General features: G+C 64.7%; 10 protein-coding genes and 1 tRNA gene. 2 read left to right on the forward strand and 9 right to left on the reverse strand.

Translation table 11 applies throughout. The annotated features are described in order from the left end of the window. Positions 1-19: 19 nt before the first annotated feature. The gene (locus ACFWHR_RS08885) at positions 20-1,123 is read right to left on the reverse strand and encodes an alcohol dehydrogenase catalytic domain-containing protein (RefSeq protein WP_382447942.1); all 1,104 of its coding nucleotides are present in this window, start codon (positions 1,121-1,123) and stop codon (positions 20-22) included. A gap of 168 nt (positions 1,124-1,291) precedes the next feature. Between ACFWHR_RS08885 and ACFWHR_RS08890 the strand changes: the two genes are divergently transcribed. Further along, entirely contained in the window at positions 1,292-2,728 is a 1,437-nt protein-coding gene (locus ACFWHR_RS08890) for a PucR family transcriptional regulator (RefSeq protein ID WP_382447943.1), read from the forward strand. A 4-nt stretch (positions 2,729-2,732) separates the two neighbouring features. Here the strand turns inward: ACFWHR_RS08890 and ACFWHR_RS08895 are convergent, their stop codons facing one another. From ACFWHR_RS08895 to ACFWHR_RS08925, 7 genes are all read right to left on the reverse strand, one after another. Continuing rightward, complete coding sequence (locus ACFWHR_RS08895; protein WP_382447944.1) at positions 2,733-3,500, reverse strand: LmeA family phospholipid-binding protein; 768 nt, start codon at positions 3,498-3,500, stop codon at positions 2,733-2,735. Between the two features lie 19 nt (positions 3,501-3,519). Then, positions 3,520-5,190: an arginine--tRNA ligase gene (gene argS, locus ACFWHR_RS08900; RefSeq protein WP_382447945.1), complete on the reverse strand. Its 1,671-nt coding sequence runs from the start codon at positions 5,188-5,190 to the stop codon at positions 3,520-3,522. A gap of 99 nt (positions 5,191-5,289) precedes the next feature. Next, positions 5,290-5,362 (reverse strand) — tRNA-Arg (locus ACFWHR_RS08905). A gap of 213 nt (positions 5,363-5,575) precedes the next feature. Beyond that, complete coding sequence (locus ACFWHR_RS08910) at positions 5,576-7,000, reverse strand: InlB B-repeat-containing protein (protein ID WP_382447946.1); 1,425 nt, start codon at positions 6,998-7,000, stop codon at positions 5,576-5,578. Between the two features lie 8 nt (positions 7,001-7,008). Beyond that, complete coding sequence (locus tag ACFWHR_RS08915) at positions 7,009-7,875, reverse strand: class C sortase (protein WP_382447947.1); 867 nt, start codon at positions 7,873-7,875, stop codon at positions 7,009-7,011. A 213-nt stretch (positions 7,876-8,088) separates the two neighbouring features. After that, positions 8,089-9,567, reverse strand: coding sequence for a SpaH/EbpB family LPXTG-anchored major pilin (locus tag ACFWHR_RS08920; protein WP_382447948.1), 1,479 nt, complete (start codon positions 9,565-9,567; stop codon positions 8,089-8,091). Positions 9,568-9,647: 80 nt separating this feature from the next. Further along, entirely contained in the window at positions 9,648-12,053 is a 2,406-nt protein-coding gene (locus ACFWHR_RS08925) for a SpaA isopeptide-forming pilin-related protein (RefSeq protein ID WP_382447949.1), read from the reverse strand. Between the two features lie 513 nt (positions 12,054-12,566). Between ACFWHR_RS08925 and ACFWHR_RS08930 the strand changes: the two genes are divergently transcribed. Then, on the forward strand, positions 12,567-12,824 hold the full coding sequence (locus ACFWHR_RS08930) for a hypothetical protein (protein WP_382447950.1): 258 nt from the start codon (positions 12,567-12,569) through the stop codon (positions 12,822-12,824). 123 nt (positions 12,825-12,947) lie between these two features. On the opposite strand, the gene ACFWHR_RS08935 is transcribed toward ACFWHR_RS08930, so the two are convergent. Beyond that, a complete protein-coding gene (locus ACFWHR_RS08935) occupies positions 12,948-16,859 on the reverse strand; it encodes a hypothetical protein (protein ID WP_382447951.1) in 3,912 nt (1,303 codons plus the stop codon). Between the last annotated feature and the right edge of the window lie 165 nt (positions 16,860-17,024).

The following is a 17,024-nucleotide window of genomic DNA, read 5'->3' on the forward strand; positions in this document are numbered from 1 at the left end:
TGCACTAAGTAAGGGGTGATCACGGGATCAGCAGCGTGCGCAGCACGCCACCGGCCTCAAGATCGTCGAGGGCCTCTGCGGCCTCGGCGAGCGGGCGGCGACCCGAGATCAGCGGATCGAGCTTGAGCTGCCCATCCATGTACCGGTCGACGAGCGCCGGGATATCGATGGAGGGACGCACGGAACCGTAGTTCGAGCCGAGAATGCGCTGGTCGGCTTCCGCAAGCACGAGCGGTTCAAAGCTCGCCTTCGCGCCCGTCGGTGGCAGCCCAACGATGACCGCTGCGCCGCCGAGGCCGAGCATGCGAATGGACTGCTCGGTGGTGATGGTGCGGCCGATTGCGTCGAAGGCGTAGTCGACGCCGTCTGGAATGAGCGCGAAGAGCTGCTCCACGGGGTCCCCAGCCGACGCGTCAATGCGGTCAGTGGCTCCGAACTGCAGCGCCATCGCGGTCTTCTCCGGCACGATATCGACGGCGATGATGCGTTCGGCACCCGCGAGCTTCGCGCCCTGCACAACGTTCAGCCCGACGCCACCGCAGCCGATGACCGCGACGGTCGCTCCGGGCTCCACTCCTGCAGTATTGAGCACCGCGCCGACCCCCGTGGCGACCGCGCAACCGACTACCGCGATGACGTCGAGTGGCGCGTCGTCGCGCACCTTGATGGCGCCCGAGACGGGCACCACGACCTCCTCTGCGAACGAGGACACGCTGAGGTAGTGGTGCAGCGCCTCGCCAGTGTCGGCGCGGCTGAGGCGCGAGGTGCCGTCGAACAGCGACCCTTGCGCGTTGTTGACCTCGACGACTTTCTGGCAGCGGGCTTCGTGCCCCTGCAGGCAGTAGCGGCACTCGCCGCACGGCGGCACCCAGCTGAGCACTACGTGGTCACCGACGGCGAGCGAAGTCACGCCCTCACCGAGCTCGACGACGACGCCGGATCCCTCGTGGCCCATGACCATCGGAGACGGTGCGTCCCATTCGCCACGCTTGACGTGCAGATCTGAGTGGCAGACGCCCGCCGCGGCAATCTTCACGCGCACCTCGCCCGCTTTCGGGGCGGCCAACACCACATCGGTGACCTCTGCGCGGGTATCGGGGTCTCGGAACACGACAGCCTGCATGCTGCACTCCTTCGTTCGCTTGTTCGCTTCGTTCGTTGGATCGCCAGTGACCGCGGATCGAACGTCCACGTTGGCGACGTATGGATGCTACGAAGGAAAGCGTCCGACTGTCACTGCGCCACATGGTGGTCTTACTCAAGGAAGATCGACACTTGGTACACTCCCGAGGTGGCCCTTGATCTCTCAGCTGTCGCTCGCGCGGTCGGCGGGCGCGTGTTTGCCGCTCGCCTTCCCGATCGCACCCCCATTGACGGCGTCACCGAACTCGACTCGTACGTCGTTATCGGCAACCCCGACTACGCGACGCTCGTCACTGGGTCGACCGGCGACCTTGTGCGCGCGCTCTCGCAGGCTGACGCACGATCGGAAGCCCTGCTCGGAGCGGTCTTCGTCACGCCGGATGACGACCCCCAGCTGCGGTCGTCGCTTGCGGGGTATGGCATGACCGCGGTCCTCGGCACTCGGTCGCGGGATGAAGCGCTGCACGCCTCCCTCCGCGCCCTCATCGCTGACGACCTCGCTGCCGCCGATCGACTGGTCACGGCTGGCATGAACGTGCTCACGCAGGTAGCCCGCCGCGGTGGCGTCACCGCTGTCATCGCTGAGCTCGCGCGGCGCATCGACGGCTGGGCCGTGCTGCTCGACGCACACGGCCAGATGATCGCGAGCGCTGGCGCGGGGCGACTCCACGTCGCCGATGCCGCGGCGGTCGCGCTCGGCCGCCCCGTGCGCGTGCGGCACGCCGGCCTGCAGCTGCACCGCGTGGGTTCCGAGCAGGATCTCGCGGGTTCGCTCGTCATCGCCACCCGGTCGAGTCGCACCAGCCACGCGCGCGACCTCTCGTCGCTCGCCGCAGCGCTGTTCGATCTGCTGCTGCGCAGCCATGACCCTTCGCGCACCGAGCACCTCGGTCGCGGTGCGCTGCTCGATATTCTCATCGGCGGGGGCGATTCCGCCCGTGCACTGATGCACCGCTGGGGAGTGCACGAACAGACGCTGACCGCATTCGAAATTGGCGCAAAAACCCGCACCATCGATGTCGAACGGCTGCTGCGGCGCTGGCTTGACGAGCTCGGCGCCGAGCACGTGTTTGCGGCAGACCACGGCCACATCCGGGGGTTCATTCGCGACGACGCGGCGCCCGAACTCATCGAGCGCGTACGATTATTCTCCCCCGTCGCCGGGCTCCGCGTGCACATCGGAGTCGGCGACTCCGCCCCGGTCACCGCCCTCGCCCGCGGTGCAACCCAGGCACACCAGGCACTCGATGCGGCGCTCGATGAGGATCGACCCGCCGCACGCTACGCCGACCTGCCCACCGTCGGGCTCGTGCTCTCGGCGGTCGGCGTCTCGACTCAGACGCAACTCGCCGCCCTGCTCGATCCACTGCGCACCCAATCGGGCGCGCACGGCGATCTGACGCGCACGCTGCGCGTCTATCTCTCCGAGCACGGCGCGCACCGCGCGAGCGCGGCTCGACTCGGCATTCACCGGCAGACGCTCGTGTCGCGGATTCGCCGCGTCGAGGAGCTCACGGGTCTCGCCCTCGACCACGCCGACGATCGCGCCGCCGCGTGGCTCGCGCTGCGGGCGGTGGGGTTGTAGAACGCTACTTGCAGGTACCCATCGCGCGCTGCTTCTCATCGGAGAGCACGCCCGGTGCCAGATCGGCGCGCAGCGTGACAACCCCCGTGCTCGAGAGCGCAATGTCGGTGAGCTTCACCCCGGCAGGCAATTGGTCAGCGATACAGACCGTCTGCGGCTTCAGAACAGGGTCGAGCAGCGTGCCGGTCGCCTGCGCGAGCTGATCAGCCGAGAGGTCGAAGCCGGCGGCACTCAGCCCGAGCGGTTCGATCTTGACGGCCCCGTCGACGGCTTGCACACCGAGGCGAGCTGAGAACTTGACCTGCTGACCGAAGGCCTCGAGCGACCGCCCGACGACGAGCTCGCCGTTCTTCACCTCGCCAGACTGCGCCACGCCCTGCGTGAGCGTCTCAATCACCGGGCCGAGCTGCTTCTTGTCGAGCCGCAGCTCGACAGTGCCGTCGGAGATCTCACCGGAGGTCGGGTTGAATGGCACGAGATCCGCGTGCAGAGAGGCGTCAGCCTGAATCCCCTCGACCAGCGGCGCGTCGGGAACATCGACCGTCACATCGCCGACACCGCCGCGGAACGCACTCAGCAGCGCGGATCCGCCAAGATCGACGGCGACCGGATGGTCATCCGTGAGATGCAATTGCGTGCGCACCGCCCCGGCAATCACACCGGGAATCAAGAGTCGGAGCGCCAATTCAGCGGCGCCTCCCAACAAGCCGATGACCACCACCACGATGATCAGCTTGGCCCACCACGGCGACCCGTTTCGTTCGCGACTCACGATGCCCAGCCCCTCGCGGTTATAGACGCTCGGGCGCTGAGACGCCGATGAGATCGAGCCCGTTGCGCAGCACCTGACCAGCGGCGTCGTTCAACCACAGGCGGGTGCGGTGCAGATCGGTGACCGGCTCCTCCCCCAGCGGGATCACACGGCAGTTGTCGTACCACCGGTGATAGGCGGCCGCGAGTTCTTCGAGGTACCGTGCGATGCGGTGCGGCTCGCGCAGCTCGGCCGCGCCCGCGACGATGCCGGGGTACTGCTGCAGCTTGCCCAGCAGATCCGCCTCGGTCGCGTGCGTCAGCAGCTCGGGGGCGAACGCACTGCGGTCGATCCCCGCCGCGGCCGCGTTCCGATCAACCGCGCAGGTGCGCGCGTGCGCGTACTGCACGTAGAAGACCGGGTTGTCATTCGTGCGGCTGCGCACCTTCTCGCCGTCGAGCGCGAGGGGTGAGTCTGCCGGGTAGCGCGCCAGCCAGTAGCGCAGCGCGTCGGCACCGAGCCACTCGAGCAGATCGTCGAGCTCGATGATGTTGCCGGCACGCTTCGAGAGGCGCGCCCCGTCGAGGTTCACGAGCTGGCCAATGAGCACCGAGATGTCGGTCTCGATGTTGTCGCCGGCCGCGCCCGCGATCGCGGTGAGGCGGCCGATGTACCCGTGGTGGTCGGCGCCGAGCAGGTAGATCTTCTCGGTGAAGCCGCGGTCCATCTTGGACAGGTAGTACGCCGCGTCGGCGGCGAAGTAGGTGAAGATGCCGTTGCCGCGAGTGAATACGCGGTCTTTGTCGTCACCGAACGCGGTCGTGCGCACCCAGATAGCGTCGTCCTCTTCGAAGACGTAACCCTGCTCACGCAGGCGGTCGACGGCCGAAGCGATGGGACTCGCTGAGCCGTCCTCGCCAGGGGCGTGCAGCGAGCGCTCCGAGAAATAGACGTCGAAGTGCACATTGAAGCGCTCGAGCGAGTCTTTGATCTCGGCGAGCTGGATCTGGTACGCGGCCTCTTGCACCTCTTCGAGCGCTGCATCGCGGTCGCCCGCGGCGAGCTCCGCGATCTGCGGCAACTGCTCGCGCACCTTGCGCCCGAGCTCCTGAATGTAGGCGCCCGGGTACGCGTCTTCGGGTGCGTCTTCGCCGAGCACAGCCGCGAGCACCGATCGGCCGAACTTGTTCATCTGCGACCCGGCATCGTTGATGTAGTACTCGCTCGTAACCTCGGCACCGGCGGCCCGAAGCACGCGCGCCGTCGAATCGCCGAGGGCTGCCCAGCGTGTGTGCCCCATGTGCAGCGGGCCGGTGGGGTTTGCCGAGACAAACTCGAGGTTGATGCGCTGACCGGCGAGCGTGTCGCTGCGGCCGTAGTTTGCGCCCTGCTCGACAACGCGGCGGGCGGTCTCCCCCGCGCTCGCGGCGTCCAGGGTGATGTTGATGAAGCCGGGGCCTGCAACCTCTGCCTTGGCGACACCGTCGATCTCGACCGCGCGCGTCACGATCTCTTCGGCGAGTTCGCGCGGGTTCACGCCGATGCGCTTGGCGAACTTCATTGCAGCGTTCGAGGCCCAATCGCCATGATCACGATTCTTGGGTCGCTCCACCTGCGTGTCTTGCTCAGAGACGACAGCGTCGGATCCGCGAGCGGCGACAATGTCGGAGAGGATGGCAGCGAGAGCGGTAGCGAGTTCTTGTGGCGTCACAAGCAACGATTCTACTCGGCGCTCCACGTACCTCGCCGCGCGCGCGTGCCACACAGAAAAAGGCTCCCACCGCCGAAGCGATGGAAGCCTGTGTCGCAGTGCCCCCGGAGGGAATCGAACCCCCGACCTACGGTACCGGAAACCGGCGCTCTATCCCCTGAGCTACGGAGGCGAGCATGTGCAACCAGACCAGCCTAGCGCAAGTCGGAGGCTGCCCTCGCACACGCGGGGTGAGGGGCTGGGCACGTGGGCTCGGGCCGGGCCGCGCGGGCTCGCGGCGGGCCGCGCGTTGCGCAAGTGATCCGCGTTCGGCAAGCCAGAAGTCGTATGACTGAGCTTGCCGAACGCGGATCGCTTGCCGAACGAGCGGCGACCGCGTACTGCGCTACGCCCGGCGGCGAGCTCGGATCATCGCACCCGCGCCGAGGGTGAGCGCCGCCACGCCAGCGATCGTCCACGGCAGTACGCCGCCCGCACCGGTCAGGGCGAGCGTCGCTTCGGCAGCTGCGGGAACCGCTGGCGACGACTCAGTGCTGCTCATCGGGGGTGCCACCACCGGCGGCACAACGACGGACGGCTCGACCGGCGGATCGACGGGCGGATCAACAACGACCACTGCGTCCTTAGTCCAACCTGCGGTAAAGGTCACCGGTTCAGTGATCTCGTCGGTGGGTTCAACCCCGGCGACCGACGAGGTCCACCCGGTGAAGGTGTAGCCGGCGCGAACCGGATTCGCCGGAACAATCGGCGTGTGACCGTACTCGACGCTCTGCGATGCTGCGGCATCGCCATTCGCTGAGTCGAACACGACGGGGTAGCTGTCGATGATCCACTCGGCCGTGAAGGTCACGGGCACAGTCACGATGCTCGCCGGAGTTGCGCCGGTGACAGACGAGGTCCACCCGGCAAAGGTGTACCCGGTGCGATCCGGCACGGCGGGCTCAACCGCGGTCTTTCCCCAGTCGACGACCTGAGTCGACGTCGACGTGACACCGTCGGCGAAGTCGAATATGACGTTGTAGTGGAACGCAAGCTCCAGCGTTCCCTGATCTGGGTCGCCGCTCGTCGCGCTGCCGGTCACGAGGACGCCCGTTGTCGGGTTCGTGTATGACACGGGCGACGGTTCAGTGTCGGGTCCGCTGATCCCGGCCGTTACGGGCAGGCCAGTCACATCTTCAGGACCGTCAACCGTCACTGACCCCGCGAACATTGCGCCGTGCACGAGGTTGCCCGCGCCGACCGAGGAGGCGCCCATACCGCCGTGAGCGGTCAGCGAGCCACCCTGCATGATGAGTTCAGCGCCCCCTTTAAAGCGGGAGCCGCCGATGCCGGCCGCGTACATGCCGCCACGTGCGGTTACTGATCCGCCCAGGATCGTGATTTTGCCGGCGCGATTGTCGCTGGTGTCTGTGCCGATACCGGGCGAGTACGGAGAGACGCCAGTGCCATTTGAACTGCCGGTGGCGTCGAGCTGTCCGGTTCCGACCGAATCATTGACGGTCAGCGAGCTCGTTTGGCCAACGTGCAGGCCGGGACCGTCCACGGGGGCAAGGGTCAGCGTGTGGCCGTTCAAATCGAGCGTCACGCCAACTCCCACCGGCACCGACAGGTAGCTCGCGCTTCCCGTGGAGTCGATGTCGGCGCCGAGCATGATGATGTCGCCGTCTGCGGCGGTGCTGAAGGCCGTCTCGAGTGCCGTCCAATCGGAGGCCGTACTTGTCGCCGCCTGCGCTGCAGTCGCAGTGAACGCGAATGCGATCCCGAGCGTCGCCGCGAGTGCAAGCAGCAAAACGTCTCGGGATCTGGTCATGAGTGTCTTCACGTTGTGGCCTCCTCAGCCGGTGGGGTGGTTGCTTCTGAATCGTCGCCATCAGTGATCCGCTTCGGCCGAACGAGCAGGTACATCACGACTGGCACGCCAACGAGGCTGAGCATCCACCACGGGAACGGGGGCGCGGTCGAACTATCGGCGATGACGGTCTCGCCGGCCTTCGTCTCGGCTGGAGCGTCGACACGCTTCGCCCGCACGAGTAGTCGGTGCGTGTTCACACCCGTCGGGGTGCACGTGACAAGGCTCAGATAGTCCTTGCCCTCGACCTGGCGCAGCGCGTCGGTCTCATTGGGCAACACCGTCTGGATCTTGTCGACCTCGTAGTAGAGATCCTCCCCCAGCACGGAAATGACGATGGTGTCGGTGAGTTTGAGGGAATCAATGTGGTCGAAGAGCGTCGCCTTCACGAAGCCGGAGTGCCCCGTGAGAACCGAGTGCGTCCCCACGCCGCCGACAGGCAGTGAACTGCCATACAGGTGCCCGATGCCCCGCGCGAGCGTCGCTTCACTCGTGCCGTGATAGACCGGCAGATCGACGTCGATGGCGGGGATTCTAATCCGCGCCATGGTGTCTGATCCGGGAGGGGACAGCGTCTTGAAATACAGATCGCTCCCGCCGTCGACCGCGGTCTGTTGCCCGTTCTCGCCGAGCGCGTAAGGGTCGCGGAGAGGCCCCGCCGGAAGTTCACGGTTGTATTCGCGGGCAGCGGCGAGCAACTTTTTGCTCTCGGCCGTGGGCAGACTGTCGACCGAGTCGACGTAGCCATCGACCTCTGTATTGTGCTTCACGTTCGAAATCCAGGCCGCTGCCGTCGGGTAAATGAAAATAGCGATTCCGAGGATTGCAACCAGCATGGCCACCGATTGGCGCCATCCCCACTTTTCGCGCGCTGCCTTCTGCCGCGGCCGCGCGCGGTGACGCGGCGCCGAAGCGACGGGGCGTACGTCGTGGGGTGATTCGATGACCATCGGTGTGTCGACTTTCAGATATTGCGAGGACTCGGTGAAAACTCCAAAAGGTTGTGGGCGGACCGGGAGTTCCCGATCCGCCCACAACCCTTTCAGCGCTTAGGCTGCGGAGCGGTTCTTCCGGCGGCTCTGCACAGCGAAGTACGCTGCGCCCGCGAGGAGGAGCGCGCCAGCACCAACGAAGATCGCGGTGCCGGTGCCACCGGTGAGGGGCAGCTCGAAGCCGGCGTTGCTCGGCACGTTGACAACCTCGAGGTCGACGCCGACCGCGGTGGTTGCCTGCGTAATCGAGAACTCGATCGGGTCGGCAAGCAGCTCGAAGCCGTCAGGGGCGACGATCTCGGAGAGCCAGTAGTTCTGGTAATCAGCCTCCGAGGCAATCTGCGCCCCGTCTTCCCAGTCCGAGTACCGCAGACCCGAGATGGTCACGGTGCCGTCTGCGGCAACCTTGAACTCGGTAGCTCCGCCGAGTGAGATCGGGTTGGTGCCAGCCTTGGCGTCAGCCTCGGTCAGGTACACGGAGAAGACTGCACCGGTCAGCGCTGCGCCCGACTTGTCGACCTTTGCGACGGTGAGGTCGCCCCACTTGGTAACTACCTCGGGGGTCACAACCGGGCCGCCGGGCTCACCGGGGTTGTGTGACACCGAACCGGCGTTCGGGTAGAGCAGCGCCGTGTTGGCGATCTCGCCGACGGTGTTGACCTTGGTTGTGACCGTGGCAACGACCTCGGTGTCAGTGTGAGCGGCGAGAACGAGCAGGCCGGCAGCGGTGAAATTCACGGAAACCGTGTTGGTTGCTGCGTCGTAGGTCACGACGTAGTCGCTGGCTGCCAACGCAGTGCCGTCGGCCAGGGTCACAGCGGTCGACACGTAGTCGAGCTTCGAGTCGAGCTTGTCGACGATCTTGTAGCCATCGATGATCGCCACGTTCGGGATATCGCCGGTGATGGTGAAGTCCACCGCGTCGCCGAGCTTCACGTCGTCAGAATCCTCGACGGTCTTGGTGACGTTCGTGAGCGCGTTCTTGGGGTACACGTGCACGTCGTAGAGCCATGAGTCGTCGCTGTTCGGGTTCGTCAGCGGGACGGTGACGAGGAACGGCGCGACACCGGTCGATCCGGGCAGCGGGCTGGTCTCAACGACGTAGTAGAGACCGAGATCGAGATCAGAGGTGACGATCTCGCCGTTGGCATCGGTGAACTGCTCGCCACCGACAGCGGTGACGGTGTAGCCCGCGTTGGTGATCGAGGCGGTCGTGCCGTCGAACTTGTCGGAAAGATCCGAGGCGGCGGTCCAGCCCGCGTTCTCGGTCAGGTCAATCGTGTCGACCTTGTAAACGGTAAAACCGACGCCCGCGAGCGGGGGCAGGTCGACCGACTGCTCGGTGCCGTCGTTCGGCAGTCCGGTCGGGGTGACCGGAGCCTCGTGCTTGTGGATCGTGATCGATCCCGTCTGTGATGGATCGATGAGGTTGGGGCTCACTGCGCTTGCAGATGATGCCAGCGTCAGCGTGCTGATCGCCGCGGCCAACACAATGGCGGCGACGCGCATACCGCGCGACTTGTGGTGCGTACTCATGGTTCTACTTTCTTGAGGGTGTAACTGAAAAGGACAAACTTTGGGGCGAGGGGTGCTCGCGGACGCATGACGGTCGGGGGCTACATGGAACTCCCCGGCGTCCTGTTCTTCGGACGGCGTCGAATGAGCCACACGAGTCCTCCGGCGACGATGAGGAGACCGAGTCCGCCGACCACGTACGGGATCGTTCCGGTTCCGCCGGCCTCCGGCATCACCAAGGCAGGCACGTCACGCACGGTGATGAGCTGCCCCGTCGCCGTCACCGCGTCGCCGCCGCCGCTGACGATGGTCACGGTGCGGTCGGAATTGATGGTGAACTTCACCGGATCGGCGAGCAGGTTGAAACCGTCGGGCGCGGTGAGCTCAGTCAGCCAGTACGTTCCGGCCTCAATGCTGTCGATTTGGAAGAGGCCAGTTCCGGCCCTGGTGATCTTGGCTCCCACGGATGCTCCTGGCGCACCGTTCGTATCCTTCAGGATCTCGAACGTCGAGCCGTCCATCCGCACCCAGCTGTTGCTGCTCGATTCGCCGATCTTTTCGATCTGCAGCGGAATGCGGAACAGCGAAATCGGGGTCTGCGTGCTGTCGTCGTTCGACTTCACCGGCCCGCCCGCCGGGTCGGTGCCCGTCGAATACGCCGTGTTGACAACAAGCTTCGCGTCGACGTCGGCCTGAGTGATGATGTACGGCGAGTTCGCTGTACAGTGCGCGACCTGTTTTGGTGCGAGGGTGGTCGGAGTGCAGGTGACACCGATGTTCAGTTTGGTCAACCGGTCGTCAATGACCTTCACGTTCGCCACCGTCACGTTGCCGGTGTTCGTGACATCGAAAGCGTACTTGATCTGGTCACCCAGCCCCGTAACCCCGTCCTTGTCGACATCAACCACAGCTGCGGTCTTATCAATGAGCAGCTTCGGCGACCAGACCGACGGAATCACTTCGTCGTCGGTGTCCGTCACGTTCGGACCGACTGTTGGCGTACCGGTGGTGCGACCAACATTCGTGAGGTTTTTCGCGTCAAGATCTTTCTGCTGCACGACGTACTTCGCCGTACAGGTCAGCTTCGCGCCACTCGCGAGCGTCACCGGAGCCGGCTTGTCACAGGTGATCGTGCCCATGGGCCCAACTCCCGTAAAGCTGTCTTCGGTGATGACCACGTTGCTCAGGCTCGTGTTCGCGACGGTGTTCGTCGCAGCCTTCGGAGTGGTGTTCGTCGCCACGAACGTGTAGGTCGCGGTGTCGCCCACCGCCGTGTAGCTCGTGATGTTCGAGGTCTTCACGAGGTCGATCGACGGCTGGATGACCTCGAGGGTCGCGTTCGACGGCGGGTTGAGATTCGTCGTGATGTTGGCCGGGCCGTTCACGTACGTACCATTCACGCTCGATGTGACGTCGACGGTGATGGTGCACGAGGCCTGACCCAGCGCGAGGTCGCCGCCCTTCACCGCAACGCTTGTGCCGCCGGCGGGTGCCGTGACGCTGTAGGCCACACCGGCCTTCTGCACACAGGTGCCGCCGACGTTCGGCGTAGCCGCAATCTTGAGGTTCGCAGGCAGGGCGTCGGTGATGAACCAGTCGGTTTTCGCCATCAGGTCAGAGGTGTTCGTCACGGTCAGCGTCATTTTCGATGTCGCACCGTTGAGGATCAGGTTCGGGGTGAAGGCTTTATCGAGCTGCGGCGTGACATCCACGATCTGTGGCAGGTCGAAAGCCGCATCGTTGCCGGATCCACTGGCGGTCGCGTTGTACAGCGACAGGCCGAGGCTCGCGGTGGTGCCGACCGGAATCTGGTACGCGGCAGACTGCAACTTTGCGACCTGCGGGGCCCAGACCGTGTTGTTCGTGCAGGGGTTCAACCCCGAACTCAATACGATCGGCGAACCGTTGACGATGAGGGAGAACGTCTCCTTTGGCTGGTTCGCACCACCCGCGGCCGGGCAGCTCACCGCCGCGAAATACGCCGACACGGCGTAGTAGTGACCGGCGGTTGCGGGAATGGTGCTGGTCGTGCGGAACTGGGTACCAGCGGCGATGACTCCAGAGATGGCGTTCGTGTACGCCGAGAGCACCTGGTTCGTGGCCGCTTGGGCGGGGGTTTGGCCCTGCGCCGTGCCGAGGGCAATCGCCATGTTGCGAATGTCTTGCCAACCGGCAGGCTGATTGTTGACGCAACCAAGGTCCGTGAGGGGCAGCGGAGTGGTCGAGTGGAGAATCCAGCCGTTGCACTGCTGGCCGAGTGGGGTGTACTGCGCGTCAGCGGTGTACGTACTGTTTGCGGCTGCTGCTCCACCGACGTAGGTGTTGATGGGGATCGCGCCGAGAGTGGCACTCATGTTCGAGAAGTTCTCGGTGTACACCGGCGTCCCCGCCTGTGGCGTACCCGGGGTACCCGGCACGGTTGCGAATGCCGTCTCGACACCCTGCCCGAAGCCGCCGCCGATGAGCACCGCTGCGAACAGCGCAGCGGCGGTTCCCCAGCGCAACACGCGACGTGTTGAGCGTTTTGGGGCGGTTTTCGGCGGTTTTTGGGCGCGTGAGTACCGTGTACGGGATCGCAAGCGCATGCGGTTCCTAACTGGTGAAGGGGGTGTCTGTACGCGCGCAGGCGGTCCGTATTGCTGACGGCTGCGTCGCTGAGCGTTAGCTGATGAGAGCCAAAACTTCAACCGAATTTCATCGGCACACACATCACACGCACTTTGGGGGTATTCATGACGCTCAGGTTTCAGGTTTTTTTTCGTGTTGTACGGAACCGGAAAGATGCACGTGCATCTATGGTGTTCTTTGGGAGAGATCCCACAAAACCTCTGAAGCCAGTGTGATCGGCGCGGCGGGTGCACCCAAGGCAAGTGATCCGCGTTTGGCAAGCTCGAGTTCTCGACCATGAGCTTGCCAAACGCGGATCACTTGCAGAACGCAGACGTCAGAGTGGGCGCAGACGCACCCGAAGCGGTGGCTGCTACAAAGGGAAGCGTCGGCTCGGTGATAGGCTCCGAGCTATGAACCAGCAACGCCACCGCCCTGTGGGGTCGACCAAGATCGTGGGGTCGAGCAAGATCGAGGAGTCGAGCAAGATCACGCGAGACGCCGCCATCTGGGGCTTCGCCGGGGTCATGTTCGCGCTGGTTGGCATCCAGTCGCTGCTGAGCGCAGACGCCTGGTATCTCACTGTTGGCGCGATCATCATGCTCGTGGGTGCCGTGTGCTTCGCCGCCCGTGCGATCATCGTGCTCCGTTCGGGTCCGGCCAGAGACTAGAGCGGCCGCGGGGCCGCATTCGCAACGCACGCTCTCGCACCCCGCCACAAACGCACAACGTGCAGGGGGTTCAGAGAACCCCCTGCACGTTGACCACGCGCGCGCTCGGCGCGATCCTGCGCGTTACTGCTGCGCGGTCTTTCGACGGCGCAGCATCAGCAGGCCACCGGTAACCAACAGCCCAGCAACGGTCATGAACCCGCTGGCCGCGAAGCCAGTGACCGCGAGGGCCTTCGGGTCAATGCTGCCGTGAGGTTCCACAACGCCCGGAATAACGGGCTGCTCGGGGACCGTCGGCGGCGCAGTCTGCTCAGTGACCGCAACCGACGCGTCGTCTGACGCATCGACCTCACTGCCATCGACCGAGGTGCCCGACGCGTCTGCAACGTTGGTGAACCCCTCGGATGTCTTCTCCATCGACAGGATCACCGTCTTGCTCTCGCCCGCAGCGAGCGTGCCGACAGCAATGGTCTGGTCGAGCTTCGCATCGGTCAGAGTCACGTCGTTCAGCGTGGAATTGCCGGTGTTCGTCACCGTCACCTTCCAGTATGAAGCCGCGTTCTTATCGATCTCAACCGTTTCATCCCAGGGCCCGTCAGCGGAATCGCTGACCAGCTTCTCGACCGAGAGACCCGGCACGTTTCCGAAGTACCAGGAATCGTCAGCGGCCGTGAGCGGCTGCCCACTCCCCGCTGGGTCTTCCGCGGTCGCGGTGACCGTGTTGTGGTACTGACCCTCGACCGCCGTGCCCGCCTGCGACAGCGTCACAGACTCGCCCGGCGCAAGACTCGCGACCGTGTCAGTGAAGACCGAGTTGCCGTCGGCATCCACATCTTTGACGAGGATTTCAGTGAGCGGCAAGGTACCGGTGTTGGTCACCGTGTACTTCCACTCAACATCGGCGCCGGGCTTCAATGGCAAGCCGGGTGCGCTCTCCACGTCTTCACCGTTCGTTGTCTTCACGATCGTCAGACCAGAGACTCCCGCGAGGTACCAGGATTCGTCGGTGGCCGGTGCGGGCTGCTGCGGCAGCGCCGTCCCGTCCGTCGTCACGGCGGTGCCCGTTGCGGTCGCGGTGTTGTGATACTGACCCGCTACCGCGATTCCGGTCGCGGTAAACGTGCGAGTCTCCCCCGGTAGCAGCTGCCCGGTCGCAGACGACGTGGGCGTCTGCGTGCCGGTCACGCCAGCACCGTCAACGAACTCATCGCTGACAGCGACACTATCGAGCGGAGCGTCGCCGGTGTTCGTCACCTCATACGTCCAGGTCACCGGAGAGCCCTCGGCAACGACAGCACCGGGGGCAGCATCGTACGCAACACCGTTGGTCTTCTTCACGATCGCCAGCGCGGGCGATGCGAGTACGGTCACATCTGCCGAATTCGAGCTGAACGACACCGGATTCGAATTGTACGTGCCGGTCGCAGAGACGGTGTTGTCAGCCAGCTCGCCGTAGCTGAGATCGCCCAGGTTCGAAGTGGGCACTACAAGCGTGAACTTGTCGCCGCTCGTCATGCTCGGCACGGTCACGCGGAACGCCGTCGCACCAGCGGCGGTCGTGGTCCAGGTGCCGTTCGTCGCGGTGGTGGCGTCCGTCGAGTATTCGACGACCGCGCCGGCCGGCGCACCCGTGACCGCAGCCGAGAGCTGCGTATCGAAGTCATCGCCGTCGGCAACGCTCGGAAGCTTGTCGAAGAACGCGATGTTCGTCACCGGGTTCGGCAGCACGTTGCTCACGTAAATCTGCCAGAACGAGTCGTCACTGACGACGGAGTTCAGTGCCCACGGGCCGGTCGCCGACGCGCCCGACAGCTTCGAGATCAACAGACCACCGGCCGTATTGATTGTCGTGTTGTCCTTCGCTACGGCGACGGAGGTGCGTGCCGGGTCGAGGTCGTACACGTCATTCCCGAAGAACGGGTTGTACCCAACCATTGGCACTGTCGCAGTCGCCGTGCCACCGTCAGCAACGGCGATAAAGCGCGGGTCGGCCACGGTTGCGAACGACGTCGATACGACGGACGTCGCGTCGGGATCGTAAGCCTGCGCGAGGACGCGCACCGGGATATCGTACGTCCAGCCAAAGCTCTCAGCCCAGCGATCGTTAACCGTGCCTGGCGCGCGCATTGCCGGAAGCTCATCAAAGCTGAACTTCACGACCTGCTGCTCGCACCCGTTCGCGTCGGTAATGCGACCGGTGGAGTCAACGGTCGCGCCGGCACCGATCGCGGGCGTCGCGGGTACACCGACGGTCGAAGGCGCCGGAGTGATCGCCTGCGAGGCATCGTAGAAGATACCGCACGGCAGCACGACGGTCAGCGCGGAATCAGTGTACGTCTCTGACGGATTTTGATTCACGATGCCCGCCGAAACCGTTCCCGAGGAGCCTACCGATAGTGACGAGGGTGCAGTCACGTGCGTCGTCACGAAGACCGAGTCGGTCGGAGTGTACGAGCTTGACGCCTGCGCCTGCTGATCGTCTGCCGTCACCGTCACGGTGTTGGTCTGCGGCCCGGGCGAGACGCCAGCGGCCGCGTCGACGCCCTGCACGCCCGCGTCCGTTTCACGGAAGACCGGCTGGAACGACATACGAACCTTAGCCTCGGAACCCACTTTGACCGTCTCGGCACCGGGGGCAACCGAGAGTCGCCAGCCTGTGAGCGTCGAGCCCACCGGGATGTTGAGTACGTCCTGGCCATTTGCCTGCCAGCCCGACGAACCCGCGTTTTGCACCGCGAGCGTCAGCGACTGATTCGTCCTGCCGCTCGAAACGGCGTAGCCGGTGTACTCGGTCCACGCCGCGCTTCCGTCGACCTGGTACTCGAGCTTGTACGGGAGATTCTGCGCTGCGAGCGACGTTGAGAAGGTCACGAAGATCTGATTGATGTCAGCGTGCTTAAACCAGGGTTCGTTCGCTTCGCCGGCCGCGCCCGAATCAGTAAGCACCAAAGAGTCGAGGTCTGGCGAGCTCGCGGGTCCGACATAGGAGCCACCAGTCTGCGTGGAGTGAACGAGCTGACCCGCCGAACGTCCGCCTGCGTCGGTCTTCGAGGCACCGACTGCCACACCGCCCGTGGGGGTGAACGCGGGGCCCTGCGTGCTTCCCGGGGTGCCCACGTGCGCGACGTCACTCGCGTCTGCCGTGTTCAACGTCACGGTGTTCACCGGTGGGCGTTTCCCATCCTCCCACCCGGCGACGGTCGCGGGATAGTAGACCGTCAGCCAGATGTGCTGCTTTGAAGGATCGAACGACGTGTTCGACGGGCCATACATTCCGTCGCGAGTCCACTTCGCATTCGGCCAGGCCGTCGTGTCCCACGAACCGCCCTGAAAGCTCGGCGATGCTTCAACAAGCACTGCACCGGCGGGGAAACTGTCACTGAGCTCTTGCATCCACGAGGTGAACGTCGAGTGCGTGTCTGGGTGGGATGTGGCCATATCGAAGTGATACGTCACGGTGCGGTTGTCGCCGCCCGTGACGACCTCGCTGGTTTTCGCCGCGAAGTATTCGTTGTCGCCCTGCACCGTCGTCGTCACGGTCTCGGAGGTGGCGTTGCCACTCGGACCGCCGGTTCCGGTCATGACGGTGGTCAGCTCTTCACCCAGGTACTTGTGGGGCAGGTCCGTCTGCTTCGCGGTGTACACGATGGTGAGCAGCGGGTTTGTCGTGTCTTTCAAGACGATCGTCAATACGCGGGTTGCCGGATCGTAGGTGTAGCTTGCAACCGGCGAGTCGGCTCCGGTCGGCATCGAGTCGAAGGCAGTTCCAGCGGGCAGCGTCGTGGAGAGTTGCACGCCCACTGCCGGACTGGCGGCGTCCACGCCCTCGAACTGCAGCGTCGCCGCGTAGTTGTATGTCTCACCGACGTTCACCGTGTTGGGAGCGTCAAGCGTGATCGTGTAGTCCCCCGTCGCCGCGTGCGCGGCGAGCGGTGACGTGATGACACTCATTGCGCCAATGAGCAGTGTGAGCACGACGGCAAAAATAGCCCGAGGCGATAATCGCCAGGCGTGCGACGGGGCGCTAGTAGTCATGTGTTTCCTTCAATCATGTGCAGATTCGAGGAAGCGTCTCGAGTGTCTGAAACCGAAATGGGCAGAAATATGCCCGCACATATTCACACGACAAAAAGCGGATTTCGTGACGGAGTTTTGGCCGATAACTTAAACTTTATTTACACATCTCGGCCAGATTATTTA

It is taken from the genome of Leucobacter sp. NPDC058333 (genome assembly GCF_042726155.1).
GTDB lineage: Bacteria > Actinomycetota > Actinomycetes > Actinomycetales > Microbacteriaceae > Leucobacter.

What these genes read in the sequence shown, in the direction of transcription:
- ACFWHR_RS08930 (WP_382447950.1), top strand. Translation starts at nt 12,567, where the DNA reads ATGAACCAGCAACGCCACCGCCCTGTGGGGTCGACCAAGATCGTGGGG.
- ACFWHR_RS08920 (WP_382447948.1), bottom strand. Translation starts at nt 9,567, where the DNA reads ATGAGTACGCACCACAAGTCGCGCGGTATGCGCGTCGCCGCCATTGTG.
- ACFWHR_RS08910 (WP_382447946.1), bottom strand. Translation starts at nt 7,000, where the DNA reads ATGACCAGATCCCGAGACGTTTTGCTGCTTGCACTCGCGGCGACGCTC.
- ACFWHR_RS08935 (WP_382447951.1), bottom strand. Translation starts at nt 16,859, where the DNA reads ATGACTACTAGCGCCCCGTCGCACGCCTGGCGATTATCGCCTCGGGCT.
- ACFWHR_RS08915 (WP_382447947.1), bottom strand. Translation starts at nt 7,875, where the DNA reads ATGCTGGTTGCAATCCTCGGAATCGCTATTTTCATTTACCCGACGGCA.
- ACFWHR_RS08885 (WP_382447942.1), bottom strand. Translation starts at nt 1,123, where the DNA reads ATGCAGGCTGTCGTGTTCCGAGACCCCGATACCCGCGCAGAGGTCACC.